Origin of the sequence: Dietzia cercidiphylli, from assembly GCF_039531545.1 — a bacterium.
GTDB lineage: Bacteria > Actinomycetota > Actinomycetes > Mycobacteriales > Mycobacteriaceae > Dietzia > Dietzia natronolimnaea.
Map to the genome: position 1 here is coordinate 102,523 of NZ_BAAAQG010000012.1, position 21,184 is coordinate 123,706.

At 70.7% G+C, this 21,184-nt stretch carries 17 protein-coding genes; 5 read left to right on the forward strand and 12 right to left on the reverse strand.

Features of this window, described 5'->3' with window-relative positions:
- Positions 1 to 38: 38 nt before the first annotated feature.
- Positions 39 to 1,736 (reverse strand): TM0106 family RecB-like putative nuclease, encoded by a 1,698-nt coding sequence (locus ABD250_RS12790; RefSeq protein ID WP_344392627.1) that lies wholly within the window; start codon positions 1,734 to 1,736, stop codon positions 39 to 41.
- Between the two features lie 111 nt (positions 1,737 to 1,847).
- Here ABD250_RS12790 and ABD250_RS12795 point away from each other — a divergent pair, with 111 nt between their 5' ends.
- The gene (locus tag ABD250_RS12795; protein ID WP_182659431.1) at positions 1,848 to 2,693 is read left to right on the forward strand and encodes a DUF6474 family protein; all 846 of its coding nucleotides are present in this window, start codon (positions 1,848 to 1,850) and stop codon (positions 2,691 to 2,693) included.
- On the forward strand, positions 2,690 to 3,259 hold the full coding sequence (locus ABD250_RS12800) for a copper resistance protein CopC (RefSeq protein WP_182659430.1): 570 nt from the start codon (positions 2,690 to 2,692) through the stop codon (positions 3,257 to 3,259). The genes ABD250_RS12795 and ABD250_RS12800 overlap by 4 nt, the downstream gene beginning before the upstream one ends.
- A 232-nt stretch (positions 3,260 to 3,491) precedes the next feature.
- Here ABD250_RS12800 and ABD250_RS12805 read toward each other — a convergent pair whose 3' ends face one another.
- Positions 3,492 to 5,057: a succinic semialdehyde dehydrogenase gene (locus tag ABD250_RS12805; RefSeq protein ID WP_182659104.1), complete on the reverse strand. Its 1,566-nt coding sequence runs from the start codon at positions 5,055 to 5,057 to the stop codon at positions 3,492 to 3,494.
- Between the two features lie 102 nt (positions 5,058 to 5,159).
- Here ABD250_RS12805 and ABD250_RS12810 point away from each other — a divergent pair, with 102 nt between their 5' ends.
- Both ABD250_RS12810 and ABD250_RS12815 read left to right on the forward strand, forming a co-directional pair.
- Positions 5,160 to 5,954 (forward strand): MerR family transcriptional regulator, encoded by a 795-nt coding sequence (locus tag ABD250_RS12810; protein WP_182639101.1) that lies wholly within the window; start codon positions 5,160 to 5,162, stop codon positions 5,952 to 5,954.
- Positions 5,955 to 6,092: 138 nt separating this feature from the next.
- Positions 6,093 to 6,983 carry an oxidoreductase gene (locus ABD250_RS12815; RefSeq protein ID WP_182659105.1) on the forward strand — a complete coding sequence of 297 codons (891 nt, stop codon included), beginning with the start codon at positions 6,093 to 6,095 and terminating at the stop codon, positions 6,981 to 6,983.
- Positions 6,984 to 7,082: 99 nt separating this feature from the next.
- On the opposite strand, the gene ABD250_RS12820 is transcribed toward ABD250_RS12815, so the two are convergent.
- From ABD250_RS12820 to ABD250_RS12830, 3 genes are all read right to left on the reverse strand, one after another.
- Complete coding sequence (locus ABD250_RS12820) at positions 7,083 to 8,147, reverse strand: hypothetical protein (RefSeq protein WP_344392631.1); 1,065 nt, start codon at positions 8,145 to 8,147, stop codon at positions 7,083 to 7,085.
- A 110-nt stretch (positions 8,148 to 8,257) separates the two neighbouring features.
- On the reverse strand, positions 8,258 to 9,778 hold the full coding sequence (locus ABD250_RS12825; protein ID WP_182610356.1) for a phospholipase D-like domain-containing protein: 1,521 nt from the start codon (positions 9,776 to 9,778) through the stop codon (positions 8,258 to 8,260).
- Positions 9,775 to 10,941, reverse strand: a complete 1,167-nt coding sequence (locus ABD250_RS12830) for a dihydroorotase (RefSeq protein ID WP_344392635.1) — start codon at positions 10,939 to 10,941, stop codon at positions 9,775 to 9,777. Before ABD250_RS12830 ends, ABD250_RS12825 begins: the two co-directional genes overlap by 4 nt.
- A gap of 134 nt (positions 10,942 to 11,075) precedes the next feature.
- Between ABD250_RS12830 and rraA the strand changes: the two genes are divergently transcribed.
- Positions 11,076 to 11,558: a ribonuclease E activity regulator RraA gene (gene rraA, locus ABD250_RS12835; RefSeq protein ID WP_179524199.1), complete on the forward strand. Its 483-nt coding sequence runs from the start codon at positions 11,076 to 11,078 to the stop codon at positions 11,556 to 11,558.
- A gap of 61 nt (positions 11,559 to 11,619) precedes the next feature.
- On the opposite strand, the gene ABD250_RS12840 is transcribed toward rraA, so the two are convergent.
- The 7 genes from ABD250_RS12840 to ABD250_RS12870 form a co-directional block, all read right to left on the reverse strand.
- The gene (locus ABD250_RS12840; RefSeq protein ID WP_182609885.1) at positions 11,620 to 12,003 is read right to left on the reverse strand and encodes a hypothetical protein; all 384 of its coding nucleotides are present in this window, start codon (positions 12,001 to 12,003) and stop codon (positions 11,620 to 11,622) included.
- 98 nt (positions 12,004 to 12,101) lie between these two features.
- Entirely contained in the window at positions 12,102 to 12,647 is a 546-nt protein-coding gene (locus ABD250_RS12845; protein WP_182609893.1) for a hypothetical protein, read from the reverse strand.
- Between the two features lie 5 nt (positions 12,648 to 12,652).
- Positions 12,653 to 12,889, reverse strand: coding sequence for an RNA-binding S4 domain-containing protein (locus ABD250_RS12850; protein ID WP_338404201.1), 237 nt, complete (start codon positions 12,887 to 12,889; stop codon positions 12,653 to 12,655).
- A gap of 88 nt (positions 12,890 to 12,977) precedes the next feature.
- Positions 12,978 to 13,361, reverse strand: a complete 384-nt coding sequence (locus tag ABD250_RS12855; RefSeq protein ID WP_182609887.1) for a hypothetical protein — start codon at positions 13,359 to 13,361, stop codon at positions 12,978 to 12,980.
- A gap of 113 nt (positions 13,362 to 13,474) precedes the next feature.
- Positions 13,475 to 14,947 (reverse strand): glutamate synthase subunit beta, encoded by a 1,473-nt coding sequence (locus ABD250_RS12860; RefSeq protein WP_182609888.1) that lies wholly within the window; start codon positions 14,945 to 14,947, stop codon positions 13,475 to 13,477.
- Positions 14,940 to 19,541: a glutamate synthase large subunit gene (gltB, locus tag ABD250_RS12865; protein WP_182658834.1), complete on the reverse strand. Its 4,602-nt coding sequence runs from the start codon at positions 19,539 to 19,541 to the stop codon at positions 14,940 to 14,942. The genes ABD250_RS12860 and gltB overlap by 8 nt, the downstream gene beginning before the upstream one ends.
- A 262-nt stretch (positions 19,542 to 19,803) precedes the next feature.
- Positions 19,804 to 21,006: a hypothetical protein gene (locus ABD250_RS12870; RefSeq protein WP_344392640.1), complete on the reverse strand. Its 1,203-nt coding sequence runs from the start codon at positions 21,004 to 21,006 to the stop codon at positions 19,804 to 19,806.
- Positions 21,007 to 21,184 lie beyond the last annotated feature (178 nt).

Below are 21,184 nucleotides of genomic sequence, written 5' to 3' on the forward strand. Positions count from 1 at the left end.
CCGCGCATGAGGGGTCCAACGCCGAAGTAGACATACGTTCAGAGCTGGTGGCCGCCCCAGCTCGAGCGGGAGATCCACTCCCGCACAGCGCGAGTGGCCCGGACGTCGTCCTCGTTGTAGGTGAGGATGCGGTTCCGGCCGGCATCCCGCTCGACGCCCCGCGCCGCCTGCGCGTCGCGGTACCACCCGAGCGAGGCCTCGCCGCAGGCCTCGGGATCTCGCCACGCGAACCCGGCGGCCGGGGCGACCACCTTCAGCCCGAGGCCCGAGGTGGAGACGAGCTGGGTGGTGACCGCCTCGTGGACGTCCACCCAGAGCGGGGAGGAGATGAAGCGCCGGACCTCGGCGACCGAGGGGACCCCCTTGATGACGGCGACGGTGCCCGCCGGGCCGAACCTGCCGGCCGACGAGAGCAGCCACCCGTTCTCCGCGGACCGTGAATAGCAGTAGGCCCGGAACGACCGCCCCTGCCCGGCCGCCCGGTCGCGGATGCCGGTGAGCCAGCGCCAGAACTCCGCGAACGACCGCCCCTCGTCCGGATCCGGCAACCGCGCCCAGGTGGCGAACGGCCTGTAGCCCTCGGCCTCCAGGGGCCGCCCGTCCCTCAGCGTGAGCAGGGTCCCCCACAGATAGGCGCCGTCGTCGAGGTGACTCTCCAGGTCGACGTCCACCTCGATATCCGCACGCGGAATGCTCGGCCGCGCCACCTTGGGAACCACCACCTCACCGTCGCGGTGTGCCCTCGCCCGCAGGACCGCGTCCGAGAACGGCTCGCCGTTCCAGTCCGTGGGCCGGTCCGGTCCGGCCTCCGCCAACTCCGCGACCGTCCGGATCCCCCGGGCCCTCAGCGACCCGACCTGTCCGCCGCCGACGACGAGACTGACGTCATCGGCCACGACGAGCCGGTCACGGCAGCCCTCGACGGGCCCGTCCCGATCGTCCCAGCCCTCCCACCAGGGGCAGGTGCGGCATTCGCCGATCCGGCTGGGTTCGGTGTCGAGCTCACCGCGCACCACCGCCAGCCGCGTGGCGTGGGTGCGGTCTGCGGCGTCGAGCACCGGCCCCAGGTCGTGCACCACCGCGCGCGCCGAGCCCAGCCCCAGCACCGCGCCCACCGGGGACTCCGCCGCGTGCCCCACGGCGGCGAGCAGCCGCCACGCGTGGACGAGCCGGTCCAGATCCGCGGGGTGACGCCGCACCCGGAGAGCGGGGTCGGGCGCAGGGGACCAGTCGAGCAAGCGGGTCACCGTCGCCGTCGACGCGCTCCTCCCCCGCCGCGGATCGACCACCTTGTGATTGACCACCAGCACCGGCGCGTACCCGCCGCCGGGCACGGTCGCCAGGGTGCACCGGAGGCCCGCCCGGCCCTCGTGCGGATCGGCGGGAAGAGCCGCGCCCCACACCAGCGTCGCCCCGTCGGCCAGGGCCCGGAGTGTCGCGCTCTCGTCGTCGTCGCCCGGTACGTCCCCCGGCAGATCGGTCCAGTGATCCCCCACCACGTCCACCACCACGGCGTCGGGGCGCGCGTCCCGCAACGCGCGCTCCCGCAGGCCCGCGCGTCGATCGGCCGCCGCCATCGCCCGCAGACGCACGCCCTCGTCGAGCGGCGCCGTCCGCCACCACCCCGGTCGCGCATCACGTTCCCGGGCCACGCGGTGCAGACATCTGGCCCCCGAGGCCGGCCCCACCACCGCCGCATCGGGGGCGCGGTACGTGGTGCTGCCGGCGTCCTCCATCGCCGTCCATCATGGCCCAGCCGCGGCCCACACGACGGTCCGGTCCTCAGTGCGGGCCGATTCGCCTAGGCTGGAGACCTGATGTCCGCGACGAGAGAAGGATCGACGCCCATGGGCAAGCTGACGACCTACCGCGACAAGCGTGCCGAACTCCGCGCCCATGCTTCGGCGCTCAAGTCCACGGCCATGAAGGAGGCCAAGCTCGCGGCCAAGGAGACGCGGAAGAAGGCCAAGGAGGCGCACCGCGTGGAACTGGCCGAGGCCAAGGAACGCGCCAAGCTCGAGCGCAAGAACGCCGACCGCAAGGCGAGGCGCGCCGAGAAGCGGGCCGAGAAGCGTGACAAGCTCGACCGCAGATCCGCCAAGCGGAACCGCAAGAACGAGAAGGTCCACGCCAAGCAGGAACGCGCCACCATCAAGCGCGAGGCCAAGCTGCTGGCCAAGGACCGCAAGCTCGCCGAGAAGATCGACTCCGCCGGCCGCAAGCACGAGTACCAGCTCGCCGAGATGGAACTCAAGAAGCTCGAGGGCACCAAGCTCAACAAGGATGACCTGCAGCGGTGGCTGAGCATGGCCAAGGTCGCCACCCCGGTGCTGCTGCCGATGGTCTACAAGGCCGTCTCCAACGTGCAGGGATCGGCCGGCAAGCCCTCCGGCCCCGGAGGCGTGGACCTCGAGGCCGCCGGCATCAACGCCACCGGTCCCGGCGCCGCCCTCGGCGTGCGGATCGTCCGCCTCGAGCAGACCCTCGACCAGCTCGACACGAGCCGCGGGAGCGAGCGGGAGGTCAAGGACTTCATCGCCTCCACCCGGACCCGGCTCACCGACCTGCGGACCGCGGTCGAGACCGCCGAGACCACGCCCACCGCGCAGCGGCGCGAGATCCACTCGTCGATCTCGGGCGAGCTCGACCGCATCAACAAGGACATCTTCGCCCGCCTGGGCGTCAAGGCGTGACGGCACTGCGGGGGCGCGTGGCGTCCGTGGCGGTCGCTGCCGCCCTGGTCGGCGGCGCGGCCGCGCCCGCGGTGGTGCTCGCCCCGGTCGCTGTCGCCCACTCCGTATTGGTCTCCATCGATCCGGAGGACGGGTCCGAGCTGGACACCCCGCCCGACGAGATCGTGTTGACCTTCAACGAGGAGATCAACCAGAGCTTCGCCTCCGTCGCCGTGACCGCCGGGGAGAACCGGGCCAACCGGGTCGTGGGCGACCCCTCGGTGGCGGGCGAGACCGTCACTGTCGACGTCGATGAACTCGAGCCCGGCCCCTACACCGTCGGATACCGGGTGACCTCGTCCGACGGTCACGTGGTGAGCGGGTCATCGGTCTTCACCGTGGCGGGCGGGGCCGGCGGGGACGCCTCCCCGGCTGGCGGGTCCGACACCGGGGCCGGCGACGAGGCGGACGTCGCCGATGAGACCTCGGGTGAGGACACCGGCATCAATCCCGCGATCTGGGTCGTCGGCGGTCTGGCGATCCTGCTCATCGGCGGCGCGTTCGTCCTGCTGCGCCGCGGTAACTGACGGGCGGGCCCGCAAAGCGGTGCAGCCGCTCCCCCGTCCGGCGTCTCGCTCCCGCGCCTGTACACGTCAGCCACAGCCGCGTCCGGGCATGGTGTCTGGCCTGCCCCTCGGGGCGCGCGAGACGCCATGCCCGGACGCGGCTGTATCGGGAGGGCGAGCGGCAGCACCACGAGGCGGGCCGGGGCGGCCGGACACCGCCCGCGCCGGCCACCCGCCCGCGCCGGCCGCCCGCCTACCGCCCCGGCAGGAAGCGCATGGCGTCGGTGGCGGGCGCGAGCAACTGCTGCCACCGCGTGCGGGGCAGGAACGACGGCCCGCCCATGTGCACGACGCGCTGAGTGGCGATCGTCTGCGCCTCGGTGTACTTGAGCAGTCCCTCGTCGCCGTGGCGTCGGCCCACACCGGAGGCGCCCATGCCGCCCATCGGGCCCGCGACCGAACCCCAGCCCGCGACGTAGCCCTCGCCGACGTTGACGGTGCCGGTCCGCAGCCGCGCGGCGATCTCCTCGCCCTCCGAGTCCGACGCGGCGAACACCGAGGAGTTGAGCCCGTACTCGGTGTCGTTGGCCTTGGCCACGGCCTCGTCCACCGAGTCGACCGGGTAGATCGACACGACCGGGCCGAACGTCTCCTCGCCGAAGCAGGTGGCGTCCTCCGGGACGTCGGCCAGCAGTGTCGGCTCGTAGAACAGGGGGCCGAGGTCCGGGCGGGGGCGACCGCCGGCCAGGACGCGGGCGCCCTTGGCCACGGCGTCGTCGACGTGGGCGGTCACGGTGTCCAGTTGATCCCGGGAGATCAGGCTGCCCATCTCCGCCTCGAAGTCGTAGCCCGGGCCCACACTCATGGACCGGACGCGGGCGGTGAGCTTCTCGATGAGCTGGGGGGCCACCGACCTCTCCACGTACACGCGCTCCACCGAGATGCAGAGCTGGCCGGAGTTGGAGAAGAACGCGCGGGTTGCCACCTCGGCCACCTCGTCGAGGTCGGCGCCCGCCGCGACGATCATGGCGTTCTTGCCGCCGAGCTCGGCGGAGAACCCGATGAGCCGCTCGCCGCACTGGCGACCGAGCGTGCGGCCGGTGGCCGTGGAGCCGGTGAACATGAGGTAGTCCACGTTCTCCACGATCGCCCCGCCGACGGTGCGGCCCGAACCGGGGACCACCTGGAACAGGTCGCGGGGCAGACCCGCGCGGTACAGCAGGTCCGCTGCGGCCAGGGCGCAGAACGGCGTGATGGAGGCGGGCTTGATCACCACGGCGTTACCCGCGGCCAGGGCCGCCAGTGCGTCCGTGGCGGCGAGGTTGAGCGGGTAGTTCCACGGCGCGATCACACCCACGACGCCCTTGGGGTGGCGTCGGACCACGGCCTTGGTCAGGCCCGGCAGCATGCCCTGGACCCGCTTGGGGGCGAGCAGCCCCGGGGCCGTCTTGGCGTAGTGACGTGCGGTGATGAGGCAGTCCAGGACCTCCTCCTGCGCCGAGGCCCGGCTCTTCCCGGTCTCCGCCTGGACGATGTCCATGAGCTGCTCGCGATCGCGCATGACCAGGGAGGCGAAGCGCTTGAGCACGGCGACGCGGTCCGCGGGCTCGCGGTCGGCCCACGCGATCTGGGCGGCGCGGGCCCGCTCGACGGCGGCCAGCACGTCGTCGGCGGTGCCCACGGGGATCTCGGCGAGCGGCTCGCCGGTGAAGACCTCCTCGATGACGGCTGACTCCCGACTCGAGGGATCGGAACGGAATTCGGGGATCGCGACCAGGTCGCGGAGTCGGTCGTAGACACGGGGCGTGGGTCGGCTCATGCCCCGACGTTACCGACGAGTAAGCCGACGCGGTACCGACTCGCCCTTGACCCTGACGTCGCGTCAGGGCCCAGGGTGGTCGATGTGAGAGATGCTGGAGCGATGACGAGCAGTGACGGGCTCACCGTGGGCGCGGTCGCCGACCTCGTCGGCGTCAGTATCCGGACCCTGCACCACTGGGACCGGATCGGGCTGGCGCCGGCGAGTGGACGGACGTGGTCGGACTACCGCGTGTATGACGACGACGACGTCGCGCGCATCCACCGGATCCTGGTCTACCGCGAGCTGGGCCTCCCGCTGGCGCAGATCGGGGTGCTGCTCGACGACCCCGACGTCGACGAGGGCGCCCACCTGTCCCGGCAGCGCGAGCTGCTCCTCGACCGCATCTCGCACCTGCAGGAGATGGTCTCCGCAGTAGACCGCCTGAAGGAGGCGATCGCCGTGAACACACCACTGACACCCGCGGATCGGGCCGAGATCTTCGGCACCGACTGGAACGAGGACTGGCAGGCCGAGGCGCAGCAGCAGTGGGGCGACACCCCGCAGTGGGAACAGTCGCGACAGCGCACGAGCACGATGTCCAAGGAGGACTGGCGCCGGGTCAAGGCCGAGACGGATTCGCTCAACGCCGACCTGGCCGCCGCCAAGCGGGCCGGGGTGGACCCCGCCTCACCCCGGGCCGCGGAGCTGGTCGAGCGGCATCGTGCGTCGATCTCGACGTTCTACGACTGCACGCGCTCGATGCAGGTGCTGCTGGCGCGCATGTACCGGCAGGACCCTCGCTTCAGCGAGACGTACGACTCGCTCGAGCCGGGCCTGACCGGGTGGATCGAAGCCGCTGTCGAGGCCGACGCCCGCGCGCACGGTGTGGACCCCGACACCGCCACGTGGGACTGATCCCGGTAGTCCCTCACCGATCCGCTCCCGGATCGCGCTGCGTGTTCGTCCGGATCGCGACCGGTCACGCGCCCCGGACGGTCCATTCCGGGCGCGCGACTCGGCCGACGAGAGGCCGGTCGTGCGTACCCTGGACGCATGACCAGTCGATGGACCACAGCCGACATCCATGACCAGACGGGCCGGACCTTCGTCATCACCGGCGCCAACGCCGGCCTCGGGCTCGAGTCCACCCGGGCGCTCACCGCGGCGGGAGCCCGGGTTCTGATGGCGTGCCGGGACACCACCCGCGCCGAGGCCGCCCGGGCCGGCCTGGCGCACCCGGATCGGGCGGAGGTCGTCCAGCTGGATCTGGCCAATCTGGACTCGGTCCGCTCCGCCGGTCGGGTGCTGGCCGACCACCGACCCGATGTGCTGATCAACAACGCCGGACTGATGAACATCCCGCAGTCGCGCACGGCCCAGGGCCACGAGATGCAGTTCGGGGTGAACGTGCTCGGCCACTTCGCGCTCACCGAGCAGCTCGTCCCCGTGCTCACCGATCGGGTGGTGTGGCTCGGCTCGATGATGCACAAGAGGGGCACCGTCGATCCGGACGACCTCGACTGGACCCGCCGCAAGTACTCGCCGATGGGGGTCTACGCGGCCACCAAGCTCGCCTGCGTCATGCTGGCCTACGAGCAGCAGCGTCGGTTCGACGCGGCGGGGTCACCGCTGAAGGCCGTGGCCGCCCACCCCGGGTACTCGGCCACCAATCTCCAGTACCGCAGCGGCAGCCGGGTCCAGGACCTGATGATGCGGGTCGCGGAGAAGGTCCCGTTCCTCGTCCAGCCGGCCGAGCGCGGGGCCCTTCCCCAGCTCTACGCCGCCACCGTCGACTCCGTTCCCGGCGGCGCGTACGTGGGTCCCGACGGCTTCGGTGAGCTCAGCGGATACCCGAAGATCGTCGACTCCACCCGCGCCTCGCACGACCGCGCGGTGGCGGCGGCCCTGTGGGATCGGTGCGCGGAGATGACAGCGGCGCGGTGACGACGAGCTGAGCCCGGCCCGCGACTCAGCCGCCAGGGCACTTTCGCGGCTCAGCCACCGGGCACCTTCGCGGCTCAGCCGCCACGGCACTTTCGCGGCTCAGCCGCGGCGCCTGGAGCCCGCCAGCAACAGGGCCCCCAGCAGCAGACTCACCGTGGCCAGACCCGCGATCGCGGTGGTCTCCACGCCGGTGGCGGCCAGGGTCGCGGGGCCCGAGGCCTGAGCCCGGGCACCCGGGACCTCGTCACCCGGAGCCGGGGCGCCCTGCGCTTGCTGGACCTGCACCTGCTGGGCCTGCATCGCGGGTGACCCCGTGTCCGCGGCGTCTGCCAGGGCGGGCATCCCGTCGCGCGCCTCGTCGCCGGCACCTTCGGCACCGGCCGCGTCATCGGCCCCGTCGGTGTCGGCCCCCGCCTCGCCCGCGGCCTCCGCCTCCGCGGCGGCCTCCGCGATGGCCCTGCGCCGCTCGTTCTCCTCGAACGGGTCCTGCAACGCGGAACGCTGCACCGCGTCGATGCTTCCGGCCAGTGCGCCGGGGAGCTCGGTGCCGGCGTCGGCGGCGGCGTCCTCGAGGAACCCGCCGGCCTCGGCCGAGCCCACCACCACGTCGTTCCAGAACGTCAGCTCGTGCGGGTAGAGCTCTCCGGCCTCCTGGCGCTCGGCCAGGGCGGCGAAGAACCCGCCGGCGAACTGCACGCTGAGGACCGGGAAGATGTACTCGGGGATCGAGAGCGAGCCGAGCCCGATGGTGCCCGACCCGATCGAGCCGGTCGGGTTGACGTAGACGGACCCGGGCAGGCTGCCGGAGGAGGCCACGGAGGCCACCGCGGATCCGCCCGCCGACCCCAGCGCCTCGAGCGGCGCCACCGAGCCCAGGACCTGGCCGACGGACAGCGCGGTGTCCGGCACCACTCCGCTCCCGATGTCCCGCAACCCCTCGGATCCCGCGCCGAAGCCGGGGTTGCCGACCACGATCTCCTCGGGGATCAGGCCGGTCAAGCCGTCGACGCTGCTGTTGCCGGTCTGGGTGGGCACCGAGGAGTCGGAACCCGAGGCCTCCTGGCCGTGCACCACAGCCGGGGTCGCGACCGCCGCCAGGGCGGTCGCGGCGACGACGGCGCCGATGCGCCTGGTCCGGAGTCCGGAACCACGGTTCTGGGGCATCTGTGCTGGCCTCTCGTCATGAGCAGGGCCCTACCGGCCCACGCACGCAAAGCGTACTACTACAGGGCCGATCCGGACTGCCGGGCCGGGCCCCGCCGCGGGGCCGGCCCCTACTGGAGTGCCGAACTCAGTCGCGCGACGTTGTCGACGTACCGCCCCGGCCAGGGACGGCGCTGCCAGGTATCCAGGCCGAGAGGCGTGCTCTCCTCGAGGTAGGCGTCCACCGCGTCGTTCATCTCGGTCAGCGCCTCCCCGCCGAGCACCAGCAGGCTGATCTCGAAGTTCAGGTTGAACGACCGCTGGTCCATGTTGCTCGACCCCACCACACCGCCGTAGTCGTCGATCAACATCATCTTGGTGTGCAGTACCGCCGGCGAGCGGAACCTGTTGATCCGCACCCCGGCCTCGAGGAGTGCACGGTAGTAGGACCGCTGGGCGTGGTGGACCATGAACTGGTCCGCGTGTTCGGGGACGAACAACTCCACGTCGACACCTCTGTAGGACGCGGAGGTGATCGAGTGGAGCAACGCCTCGTCCGGGACGAAGTACGGGCTGACGATCCTGATCCTGTGCTCGGCCTGGCCGATGAGCTGGGTGAACATGCGCAGGTTCGGCTGCGTGCGGTATCCGGGCCCCGAGGGGACGAGCTGGAAGGCGCTGACCGGGTCGCCGGCGGTGGGGTCGCCTCCCGCGCCTCCGGCACCGACCGACGTGCCGCGGGAGAGCTCCTCGAAGGTCTCGATGACCTCACCGCTCTCGGAGTACCAGTCCACCGCGAACACCCCGTTCATCGCCTGGACGATCTCACCCCGGACCTCCATCATGAGGTCCACCCACTCCCGGCCGAGGCGGGTGTTGCGGGGGCTGCCGTAGTTCCGGGCGATGAGGTTCTGCGAGCCGATGAACCCGTGGTCGCCGTCGACGATGAGCATCTTGCGGTGGTTGCGCAGGTCGGGCCGGCGGAACCTCCCGACGAACGGGTTGATCGGCAGCATGAGGTGCATCTCGACCGGCGAGTGGCGCAACCTCCGTCGTAGCACCTTGAAGCCCCGGTACCGCAGGGACCCGAGGTGGTCGACCAGCACCCGGACCGTCACCCCCCTCTCCGCCGCCTCGACCGCGGCGGTGAAGAACTCGTCGGTCTCGTCGTCCCAGGACTGGGCGTAGAACTCGATGTGCACGTGGTCCCGGGCGGACCGAACCGCGTCGGTCATCGTGGCGAGCGAGGCCGCGTAGTCCGAGTACAGCCCCACGAACTCGCCGGACATGCACGGGATCGCGGTGAGGTTCCGGTTCATCTCGAGAACCGTCCGCACCCCGGGCGGGATCCGCACGCTGTCGGGGACCGTGGGCCACTTCTCCAGCGCCTCCTCGTAGAGCCGGTTGGCCTCGGCCTGGATGACGTGCCGTCGGCCGGTGATGTACGGGTTTCCCAGCAGCAGGAACAGCGGCACGCCGACGATCGGGATGAACAGGATCGCCAGCAACCAGGCCTGAGAGGAGGAGGGCTGCCGATTCTCCGGCACCATGCCCAGGGCGAGGATCTTGATGGCGTACTCGGTGATGAGCAGGGCCGAGGTCACGCCCGCCGGGAACGGGAGGAACGCCAGTCGGTCGACGGCGGGGTTCATGTGGCGGATCGGGACAGGACGGCGCCCCGGGGCAGGGAGCGGGGATCGACGAACCGGCCGTCGGTCATGGTCCAGCGGACCACTCCCGCCAGGGCCCTCTGCGCGTACACCGAGTCGGCGGAACCGAGCTCCCGGGCACCGGGGAGGACGACGAACGCCTCGTCGTCCGCGACGGCGGTGAAGTCGGCCCTCAGACCCGTCCGGATCTCCCCCCGGTCCTCGAGACCGACGATCGCGGCCGTCGTCCCGGACATCCAGCCGGCCACGTCCGAGAGATCACACCCCCTCCGGCGTGCTTCCGTCCACACCACCGAGAGACCGAGTCGGGCGGAGGCGATCGCGTCGACGGTGCCGTCGCGGAGGGCGTCCCAGAGGAGTTCGCGCGTGGCGGCGTCCCGGATCGGGGGATCAAGGTCGGCGGCGGCCGCGCCCCCGTGGGTGACCTCCGAGACCAGGGCGAGCAGGTGCGGGCTCGTGGAGGCGGTCACGCGCAGCCCCTCGGCCTTGGCCCCCCGCAGCAGCGGCAGCTCCTCGGCGTCGGCGACCGCCCGCAGGTGCAGCCGACCACCGGTCCGGCGACAGACGTCCAGCAGTACCGGGAGGTCCTCGACGCCGGCGTCCGCGGCGAAGAGCCCGCCGCGGCCGGCGACCTCCTCCGCCGCCGCCGCCAGGTCCTCACTGTTCAGGGTGGGGGTTCCCGCCACGCCCTTCCCGTCCGCCACGGCGGAGATCCCGAACACCCCCCGGTCGAGCAACGCGCCGAGCCGTCCGAGGTTCCCGGGCACCGCGGCGCCCCACAGGCCCACGTCGACGGACGACTCGCCGGTCACCCCCTCCCGCCACCGGTCCACCTGCTCCGGGTCGGTGGCCGACGGGTCGCCGTTCGTCCCGTAGTCGACCACGGTGGTGATCCCCCCGAGGGCGGCCGAACGGGTGCCCACCGCGACGTCCTCGGTGCTCACGTGCGGGTCCACCAGCCCGGGCATCAGAACGACGTCGTCACCCAGATCGATCGTGTGATCACCCGCCAACCCGATGTCCCGTGCCTCGGACCCGGTCCGCACGGAGGAGATCACGCCGCCGTCCACCGCGACCGCCGTCTGCTGGATACGACCGTCGACCACGGCGCGGCGGGCGTGGATCAGGAGCTCGTACCTGGCCACGGATCGGTCCTCCTACGTCTAGACAAATTTCTGTGACACCCTCGGGCGTCATTGTCCCCCACGGCCGAGGTCTTCCGGGGCAGCGTCGCCGGATAGCGTGGAGGGAGACCGAACTCAGACCAGGAGGGCCCGCCATGACCGACACCCCCACCGGATTCGTCCCCACCGCCGACCTCGTCGACGAGATCGGCGAGGGCGTCCGGAGTTGCGACACCCAGTTCCGCGACCTCGGCGGCCGCACCGAGTTCTTCGGCCCGGTCTCCACGGTCCGGTGCTTCCAGGACAACGCGCTGCTCAAGAGCGTTCTGGGTGAGCCCGGAGAGGGTCGGGTCCTGGTGATCGACGGTGATGCCAGTGTGCACACGGCGCTCGTCGGCGACCTCATCGCGGAACTCGGTCGATCCAACGGATGGGCCGGCGTGGTGGTCCACGGCGCGATCCGCGACTCCGCGGTGATCGGCACGATGGACTTCGGGTGCAAGGCCCTCGGGACCAACCCCCGCAAGTCGTCCAAGACGGGCGCCGGGGAGCGGGATGTCACCGTGAGTTTCGGCGGGGTCGACTTCGTCCCCGGCGACATGCTCTACGCGGACTCCGACGGGATCGTGGTGCGCTGACCCCGGCGCGCACCCCACGCCGGGGCGTGGCGGCCGACGGGGTCGCCGAGCGGTCAGCGGATCAGGACGCGCCCGCGAAGGTGCCGACCGAGCCGACCGACAGCTCGCCGATCGAGGCCTCCGGCCCGTAACTGCCCAACGACCCGGGCGCGTACGACCCGGTCGAGTTGGGCACGTCGACGGAGAGGACGACGGACCCGGTGTTGATGAGCGTCGTCAGCAGGTTCATCAGCGAGCCTGTGCCGAGGGAGCCGTAGCCCAGACTGCCGAGCGCGTCGATGGTCGCGGGATCGACCGACATGCACCGGGCGCCGTTCATCGTCTGGATCCACACGCAGAACGGGTCCGTCGGCTCCTCGGGCGCCGCCGTCGCCGACCCGGCCCCGGAGAGAAGGGCGGTGGCCATCAGAGCGGACGACGCCGCGGCGAGCAGGGTGGTGCGCATGTCAGGAAACCTCCGGGTAGGCACCCCACCCGGGCGTGGGGCTGTCCTCACGAAGTGTAACGGGTATCACACCGTCCGCGACCGGCGCCCCGGACGGGTCATGCCTCGCGTCTGATCCACCGCAGGAGCGGGCCGAGGGAGACCCGGTCGGTGAGATCCAGCCCGCCCAGCTCGAGCATCGACTGCTCCTCCGGGGTGAGATCCGGTTTGCGGCGCAGTGCCGCCAGCGCGGTCTTGATCCCCAGCCGCTGCCGGAACCCGAGTTGGTCGGGGGTCACCACGCCGCGCAACTGGAACAGCTTGAGGTCCCGGAGCTGGTCGGCGGAGAACTCGCTCGACATCAGGTCGATCCGGGCGTCGTCGGTGACCGGGGTGGGGCCCACCATGACGACGGCGACCCGGCGACCGGCCTCCACGAGCGCCTCCCAGTTGTCCTTGATGAACCCCGAGCCGCCCAGACCGCCACCCGGACGCATGCCCGTCACCAGGACCACCGTCCCGGCCACCACGAGCTCGGCGGGATCCACGGCGTCGTGGTGGGAGCTGCGGGCGTCGAACTCCTCCGCCACCCAGTCCGCGTAGCGGCGGGCCCCCGGGTCGTCGTCGTGCAGCACCACCGGGGCCGGCACGGCGCCGGACGTCATCTCGTTCACTGAGGCCTCCCCTGCCCGTCACGGGCGACCACGCGGGCCGCGCGGCCACCGAACGCCACCACGTCGCCGTCGGCCAGTCCGCGACCGCGCCGCACGTCGACCTCCCCGTTGACCCTGACCGCGCCCGCCGCGACGGCGTCCTTGGCCTCCGCCCCCGAATCGAGCAGCGAGGCCAGCTTGAGGAACTGGCCGAGCGTGAGCTTGCTGCCCAGATCACATTCGACGTCGTCCACTGGTGGACCGGCCGGCGGTGTCACCCGCGCGGCCCGTCCGCGTCCTGCGATATGGCGGCTCATACCGCCGAGCCTATCGGCCCCGTCGTCAGGGGGCGGGACCAGAGGGTGGGGCCTGCTCCTCCGGTGGCACCGCACGACCACGCCTCGTGACCAGTGCCAGACCCATCCCGCCGGCGATGAGGACCGCGGCGGCCAGGCCCAGCGCGACGGTCTGCACCCCGGAGATGCCCAGGGAGGACGAGTCCGGGCCGTCCCCGGCGTCCGGCGAGTCCCCCTCCACCGGGAGCGGGGGGAGTTCGCTGAGCACCGGGAGATCGGTCACCTCGACCCTCGCCCCGGAGCCGGTCCCCTGTGCGGAGGCCGCGGGCCCACCGATCATCGCGACCGACAGCCACAGCGCGACCACGAGCGCCACGACCAGGCCGACGAACACGGCACCGGACACGGCGGCAGGGCGACGGCGGACCATGTATGCCTTCCGTGACGGCGGCCGGGGTGGCCTGGATCGAATTGCCTCACATCTTAGGTTCTATTAAGGCGAAACAATACCCCGCCGTGCTCCCCCGGGCGCGCGTCCCCCGGTCAGCGCTGTGCGACGTCCGTGGGTCGAACGGGCGACGGGAGGGCCGTCTCCCCCATGAGGAAGCGGTCGACCGAGGCCGCGGCGGCGCGCCCCTCGGCGATCGCCCACACGATCAGGGACTGGCCACGTCCCATGTCCCCGGCGACGAACACACCGTCGACGTTGGTGGCGTACGTGTCGTCCCTGTCGACGTTGCCCCGGTCGCTGAAGTCCACGCCCAGGTCGGAGCACAATCCGGTCTTCTGCGCGCCCGTGAACCCCATGGCCAGCAGGACCAGGTCCGCCGGGTACTCGAAGTCGGTGCCGGGCACCGGCTCGAAGCGCCCGTCGACCATCTTGACCTCGGAACCCTTGAGCGCTGTCACATGGCCGCCCTCGCCGAGGAACTCGGCGGTGGAGACGCTGTAGACCCGCTCGCCGTTCTCCTCGTGCGCAGACGCCGTGCGGAACATCAGCGGGTACACGGGCCACGGGGTCGAGGCGGCACGGGTGGCGGGCGGCCTGGGCATGATCTCGAAGCTCTTGACCGACTTCGCACCCTGGCGGGTGGCCGTTCCCAGGCAGTCGGCGCCGGTGTCGCCGCCGCCGATGATGATCACGTGCTTATCCCGCGCGTGGATCTCCGGCAGGCCGTCGGAGTCCACCACCGGGTCACCGACCGCGGCCTTGTTGGCCAGCGGCAGGTAGTCCATCGCCTGGTGGATCCCGTCGAGCTCGCGGCCCGGGACCGGGAGATCCCGTCGCATGGTGGCGCCGCCACAGAGGACGACCGCGTCGAACTCGCCGCGCAGCTGCGAGGCGGTGATGTCCTTGCCCACGTTGACGCCGGCGCGGAACACCGTGCCCTCCGCCTCCATCTGGGCGAGGCGCCGGTCGATGATCTCCTTCTCCATCTTGAACTCGGGGATCCCGTAGCGCATCAGACCACCGATACGGTCATCGCGCTCGAAGACCGTCACCGAGTGCCCGGCGCGGGTGAGCTGCTGCGCGGCCGCCAACCCCGCCGGGCCGGAACCCACGACCGCCACCGACTGGCCGGTGCGGAACGAGGGGATCACCGGATCCATGGGACCGTCCTCCCATGCCTTCTCGGCGATCTCCACCTCGATCTGCTTGATCGTCACCGCCGGCTGGTTGATGCCCAGGACGCAGGAGCCCTCACACGGGGCCGGGCAGAGCCGCCCCGTGAACTCGGGGAAGTTGTTGGTGGCGTGCAGACGATCCACCGCCGCGTCCCACCGCCCGCGGTGCACGAGGTCGTTCCACTCCGGGATGATGTTGCCGAGCGGGCACCCCTGGTGACAGAACGGGATGCCGCAGCCCATGCAGCGACTGGCCTGGGTCTTCAGGTCGTCCTCCGGGAGGGTGGTCGACTCGTAGACCTCCTTCCAGTCCATGATCCGCAGATCCACCGGACGACGCTCGGGGAGCTCCCGTTCGGTGTGCTTGAGAAAGCCCTTCGGGTCAGCCATTTGCGGCCTCCATGATCGCCTCGTCCACGTTGCGTCCGTCCTTCTCCGCCTGCTCGATGGCGAGCAGCACGCGCTTGTAGTCGCGCGGCATGATCTTGACGAAGTGATTCACGTTCTGCGCCCAACCGGACAGGATCTCCCGCGCCCGGGTCGAATCGGTCTCGGCGGCGTGCCGCTCGACGATCCGGTGCAGGAACTCGACGTCCTCCGTCAGCAGTTCCTCGATCTCGACGAGCTCGTCGTTGAGGTTCACGGGCAGCTGCCCGTCCGGGTCGTAGAAGTACGCGACACCGCCCGACATGCCGGCGGCCACGTTGCGCCCGGTCGACCCGAGCACCACGACCTGGCCACCCGTCATGTACTCGCACGCGTGGTCACCCACGCCCTCGACCACAGCGGTGACGCCGGAGTTGCGGACGCAGAAGCGCTCGCCCACCATTCCCCGCAGGTAGATCTCACCGCTGGTCGCGCCGTAACAGATCACGTTGCCGGCGATGATGTTGTCCTCCGCCACGAAGTCCGGGGCCGCGTCCAGGGCGGGCCGGACCACGATCCGACCACCCGACAGTCCCTTGCCCACGTAGTCGTTGGCGTCACCGAAGACACGCTGGGTCACGCCGGCGGCGAGGAACGCCCCGAACGAGTTGCCCGCCGAACCGGTGAAGGTGAGGTCGATGGACCCGTCCGGCAGGCCTGCGGCCCCGTGCGCCTTGGAGATCTCGTGGCTGAGCATGGTGCCGACCGAGCGGTTGACGTTGCAGATCGGGTACCGACCGGTGGCCGGGCCGGACGACGGGTCGACGAGCACCGAACGGAAGTCCTCGATGAGCGTGCGGTCGAGCACTCCCTCCAGCTTGTGGTCCTGCTGCTTGGTGCAGCGCAGGTCCTGGTGCATGAAGGGCGAGTCCGCCTGGGCGAAGACCGGCTCGAGGTCCAGCTTGGCCGCCCGCTTGTTGTGGGCGAACGCACGGGACTTGTCGAGGCACTCGGAGTGTCCGATCGCCTCGTCGAGGGACCGGAAGCCCAGCTCGGCGAGGTACTCGCGGACCTCCTCCGCGACGAACTCCATGAAGTTCACCACGTACTCGGCCTTGCCGTTGAACCGCTCGCGCAGCACCGGGTTCTGGGTGGCCACACCCACCGGGCAGGTGTCGAGGTGGCAGACGCGCATCATGACGCAGCCGGCCACGACGAGCGGCGCGGTGGCGAACCCGAACTCCTCGCCACCGAGCAGCGCCGCCACGATCACGTCGCGCCCCGTCTTGAGCTGCCCGTCGACCTGGACGACGATGCGGTCGCGGAGCCCGTTGACCAGCAGCGTCTGCTGGGTCTCGGCCAGGCCCAGCTCCCACGGTCCACCGGCGTGCTTGAGCGAGGTCAGCGGCGAGGCACCCGTGCCACCGTCGTGGCCCGAGATCAGCACCACGTCGGCGTGTGTCTTGGACACGCCCGTCGCGACGGTTCCCACGCCCTGCTCGGCGACGAGCTTGACGTGGATCCGAGCCTCGGGGTTGGCGTTCTTCAGGTCATAGATGAGCTGCGCCAGGTCCTCGATCGAGTAGATGTCGTGGTGCGGCGGGGGCGAGATCAACCCGACGCCCGGCGTGGAGCCACGGACCTCGGCCACCCAGGGGTACACCTTGCCCGGCGGCAGCTGGCCGCCCTCGCCCGGCTTGGCGCCCTGGGCCATCTTGATCTGGATGTCGGTGCAGTTGGCCAGGTAGTTGCTGGTCACACCGAACCGGCCGGAGGCGACCTGCTTGATGGCCGACCGGCGCCAGTCCCCGTTGGGGTCGGGGCTGAACCTGGCGATCGACTCGCCGCCCTCACCCGAGTTGGACCGGGCGTGCAGGCGGTTCATCGCGATCGCGAGGGTCTCGTGCGCCTCCGCGGAGATGGAGCCGTAGCTCATCGCCCCGGTGGAGAACCGCTTGACGATCTCCGACACCGGCTCGACCTCGTCGATCGACACCGGCGGGCGGGTGCTCTTGAGCTCGAACAGACCGCGCAGCGTGGCGAGACGCTCCGACTGGTCGTCGACGAGCCGCGAGTACTCCTTGAAGATCTCGTATCGGCCGGACCGCGTGGAGTGCTGGAGCTTGAACACCGTGTCCGGGTTGAACAGGTGGTACTCGCCCTCGCGCCGCCACTGGTACTCGCCACCGATCTCGAGCTCGCGGTGGGCGGCCTCCTCGGGACGCGGCAGGAAGGCGAAGCGGTGCCGACGGGCCACGTCCTCGGCGATCTCGTCGAGGCCGATCCCGTCGATCGGGCTGACCGAGCCGGTGAAGTACTCGTCGCACAGTTCCTGCGACAGCCCGGTGATGTCGAACAGCTGGGCGCCGGTGTAGGAGGCGAGCGTGGAGATGCCCATCTTGGACATCACCTTGAGCACGCCCTTGGCGGCCGCCTTGCGGTAGTTGGCGCAGGCCTCGACCGTGTCGATCCCGGCGAGGTCGCCCGTCTTGACGAGCTCGTCGATCGACTCGAAGGCCATGTAGGGGTTGATGGCGTTGGCTCCGTAGCCGAACAGCACCGCCATGTGGTGCACCTCGCGGGCGTCGCCCGACTCCACCACGAGGCTGACCCGGGTGCGGGTCTTCTCGCGGACGAGGTGGTGATGCACGGCGGAGGTCAACAGCAGCGACGGGATGGGCGCGTTGCGCTCGTCGGACTCACGGTCCGAGAGCACGATGACGGCGGCACCGTCCTCGATCGCGTCCGAGACCTCGCGCCGGATGCGGTCCAGCGCGATGCGCAGGCCCCGCCCGCCGTGGGCGACGTTGTACAGACCGCGGACGGTCACCGCGCGAAGCGCCGGGCGGGACTCCCCCGCCGCCCGCAGCGTGGCGAGCTCGGAGTTGCCCAGGATCGGGTTGTCGAGCTTGATCTGCCGACAGGAGTCCGGGCCGGGGTTGATGAGGTCACCCTCGGGACCGAGCGTCACCCCGTAGCTCGTGACGAGCTCCTCGCGGATGGCGTCGAGCGGCGGGTTGGTGACCTGCGCGAACCGCTGGGCGAAGTAGTCGAACAGCATCCGGGCCCGCTGGGACAGCACGGGAAGCGGGGTGTCGGTACCCATCGACCCGGTCGCCTCTGCGCCGACACCGGCCATCGGGGAGACGAGGATGCGGAGCTCCTCCTCGGTGTAGCCGAAGACCCGCTGCCGCAGCACCACGCGCTCGTGGCTCATGATCTCCTGGCTGACCTGGGGGAGGTCGCCGAGTCGGACCATGCCCTCGTCGAGCCACTGCTGGTAGGGGTGCTCGGCGGCGAGCTGCTCCTTGATCTCCTGGTCGTCGATGATCCGCCCCGCGGCGGTGTCGACCAGGAACATGCGGCCGGGCCGCAGGCGGGTCTTGGTGACCACCTTGTCCTGCGGGATGTCCAGGACGCCGACCTCGGAGGCCATGACGACGAGACCGTCGTCGGTGACCCAGATCCGCGAGGGGCGCAGGCCGTTGCGGTCGAGGACCGCTCCGATCACGGTGCCGTCGGTGAAGGTGATCGACGCCGGACCGTCCCAGGCCTCCATGAGCGAGGCGTGGTACTCGTAGAACGCCCGCTTGGCGGGGTCCATGGTCTCGTGACGCTCCCAGGCCTCGGGCACCATCATGAGCACGGCGTGCGGAAGAGTGCGGCCGGCCAGGGTCAGCAACTCGAGCGCCTCGTCGAACCGCGCGGTGTCCGATCCACCGGGGGTGCAGATGGGCAGGGCCGCCGACAGGTCCTCGATGTGCTCGCTCGACATGAGCGACTCACGGGCCCGCATCCAGTTCTCGTTGCCGCGGGCGGTGTTGATCTCCCCGTTGTGCGCGACGTAGCGGAACGGATGCGCGAGCGGCCAGGCCGGGAAGGTGTTGGTGGAGAAGCGGGAGTGGACGATGCCCAGGGCGGACTCCACGCGCTCGTCCTGCAGGTCGAGGTAGAACTCGGGGAGCTGCTTCTCCGTGAGCATGCCCTTGTAGACGAAGGTCCGGGGGCTCAGTGACGGGAAGTACACGGTCTCCGAGCCCAGGTCGCCCTTGCCGGGCCCCTTGGATCCGAGCTCGTGCTCGCACCGCTTGCGGACCACGAAGCACTTGCGCTCGAGTGCGAGCTCGGTGAGCAGGGCGCCGTCGGCACCCGCGGCCTTGACGAAGATCTGGTGGATGGTCGGCTGGGCGTCGCGGGAGATCGCGCCGACCGTCGAGTCGTCGACCGGGACCTCACGCCATCCGATGACAGTGACGCCCTGCTCGGCGGCGATCCTCTCCACCAGGCGCTTGGCGTCCATCGCCAGCATCCGTGACTGGGGGAGAAAGCAGAGGCCGGTCGCGTACGCACCGGCCTCGGGCAGTTCCAGGTCCTGCTCCTCGCGCATCACCTCGCGGAAGAACCGGTCCGGTACCTGGATCATCAGACCCGTGCCGTCACCGGTGTTCGCCTCGGCGCCGACAGCGCCCCGGTGCTCGAGGTTGACGAGCGCGGCGATCGCCTTCTCGACGATGTCCCGGGACTGACGTCCGTACATGTCCACGACGAACGCGACACCACAGGAATCGTGTTCATATTCAGGGCGGTACAGGCCTCTGGGGCCGGGAGTCGTCATCATCTGCTCGCCTTCGTTTGTCGACGGGCGGACTCCGTGGTGGCTGGAGCACCCGCACTCAGATCACCGTGGTGCTCTGGCCCGCAAATAATATGGGGAAAAGGGGGTAGCCGCACAATTGGGTTTCGTCAATCGACGCGGACTGACGTGGGATACGGATTCCACCCTGTGAGATTTCTCTCAGGTCACGGGCACTCTCGCTCCCGAAATGGCAACTGCCCCGCTCCGAGTGGACCACTCGGAGCGGGGCAGTTGGGGTGTCAGATCACCGGATGAACGGCAACGGGGGCAGGGTGACGCCGTCCGGCAGCGCCACCTCGTAGTCGCCGAGCGAACCCGTGGTGACGATGGCCGCGTTGGCGGTGACCGCGACCCCACCCTGGGCGCCCGGTTCACCACCGCGACCGTTGGGGGTGGGTGGCCCCGGGGCCGGTGGAGCCTCGACGACGGGCTGTAAAGGAGCTGGTCCCGGCATGGCCGAACCTGCCAACGGGGGGAATCCCGGAAGCTCTGGGAGTTGGATGTTCAGGTCCATCAGGGACTGCCCGATCATCGGGGCGGCGGCGATCGAGCCTCCGATGAGGACCACCGGGAGCAGGATCGGAACCGAACCGGCCACCGACGCGGCCGTCGAACCCAACGGGGCGAGTGACGCGATCAGGGAACCGATCGGGGCGAGAGACCCCTCCACCGAACCCGGCTCCAGGGACCCCATCGGGAGCGAGCCCTCCAACGAACCGTCGTCGAGCGACCCGGGCTCGAGGGAGCCCTCGAGGGAGCCGTCCAGCGACCCGGCCTCGGACCCCGCCGACAGCGGAGCGAGCGACCCGGGCTCCAGCGAGCCCTCCAACGATCCGGCGTCAGACCCGGCCGAGAGCGGCGCAAGCGAACCGGGGGCGAGGGACCCGTCGCCCGCCTCGGAGCCCGACGACCCGAGCGCCAGCAGCAGGCCCAAACCAACGAGCGAACCCAGCTCAGCCGAACCGAGTTCGCTCGACCCCTCCAACGAGCCGCCGAGCGAACCCTCCAGCGCGTCAGACCCGGCCTCAGAACCAGCGAACACCGGATCAAGAGACCCGGATTCCAGAGAACCCTCCACGGATCCCTCCAGCGCATCGGACCCGGCTTCAGAGCCGGCGAACACCGGATCGAGGGAACCAGGCCCCAGGGAACCGTCCAAAGACCCGTCAAGCGACCCGGGCCCGAGCGATCCATCGCCCGACGACCCGAGCGCCAACAGCAGGCCCAACCCAACGAGCGAACCCAGCTCAGCCGAACCGAGTTCGCTCGACCCCTCCAACGAGCCGCCGAGCGAACCCTCCAGCGCGTCAGACCCGGCCTCAGAACCAGCGAACACCGGATCAAGAGACCCGGGCTCCAGGGAACCATCCAGCGAACCCGGCTGCTCCAGAGAACCCTCCACGGACCCCTCCAGCGCATCGGACCCGGCTTCAGAGCCTGCGAACACCGGATCGAGGGAACCAGGTCCCAGCGACCCAGCCGGCAGGCCGACGTCTTCCGAACCTGAGGAAACTTCGTCGAGAGACCCGGGCTCTCCCGAGCCCAGCGCAAGTTCGAGGTCCAGCGCGAGACCCAAGCTCTGGCCCAATCCCAAACCGGCACCTAGACCGAGATCCGCCGATCCC

What these genes read in the sequence shown, in the direction of transcription:
- ABD250_RS12790 (WP_344392627.1), bottom strand. Translation starts at nt 1,736, where the DNA reads ATGGAGGACGCCGGCAGCACCACGTACCGCGCCCCCGATGCGGCGGTG.
- ABD250_RS12795 (WP_182659431.1), top strand. Translation starts at nt 1,848, where the DNA reads ATGGGCAAGCTGACGACCTACCGCGACAAGCGTGCCGAACTCCGCGCC.
- ABD250_RS12805 (WP_182659104.1), bottom strand. Translation starts at nt 5,057, where the DNA reads ATGAGCCGACCCACGCCCCGTGTCTACGACCGACTCCGCGACCTGGTC.
- ABD250_RS12810 (WP_182639101.1), top strand. Translation starts at nt 5,160, where the DNA reads ATGACGAGCAGTGACGGGCTCACCGTGGGCGCGGTCGCCGACCTCGTC.
- ABD250_RS12815 (WP_182659105.1), top strand. Translation starts at nt 6,093, where the DNA reads ATGACCAGTCGATGGACCACAGCCGACATCCATGACCAGACGGGCCGG.
- ABD250_RS12820 (WP_344392631.1), bottom strand. Translation starts at nt 8,147, where the DNA reads ATGCCCCAGAACCGTGGTTCCGGACTCCGGACCAGGCGCATCGGCGCC.
- ABD250_RS12825 (WP_182610356.1), bottom strand. Translation starts at nt 9,778, where the DNA reads ATGAACCCCGCCGTCGACCGACTGGCGTTCCTCCCGTTCCCGGCGGGC.
- rraA (WP_179524199.1), top strand. Translation starts at nt 11,076, where the DNA reads ATGACCGACACCCCCACCGGATTCGTCCCCACCGCCGACCTCGTCGAC.
- ABD250_RS12840 (WP_182609885.1), bottom strand. Translation starts at nt 12,003, where the DNA reads ATGCGCACCACCCTGCTCGCCGCGGCGTCGTCCGCTCTGATGGCCACC.
- ABD250_RS12845 (WP_182609893.1), bottom strand. Translation starts at nt 12,647, where the DNA reads ATGACGTCCGGCGCCGTGCCGGCCCCGGTGGTGCTGCACGACGACGAC.
- ABD250_RS12855 (WP_182609887.1), bottom strand. Translation starts at nt 13,361, where the DNA reads ATGGTCCGCCGTCGCCCTGCCGCCGTGTCCGGTGCCGTGTTCGTCGGC.
- ABD250_RS12860 (WP_182609888.1), bottom strand. Translation starts at nt 14,947, where the DNA reads ATGGCTGACCCGAAGGGCTTTCTCAAGCACACCGAACGGGAGCTCCCC.
- gltB (WP_182658834.1), bottom strand. Translation starts at nt 19,541, where the DNA reads ATGATGACGACTCCCGGCCCCAGAGGCCTGTACCGCCCTGAATATGAA.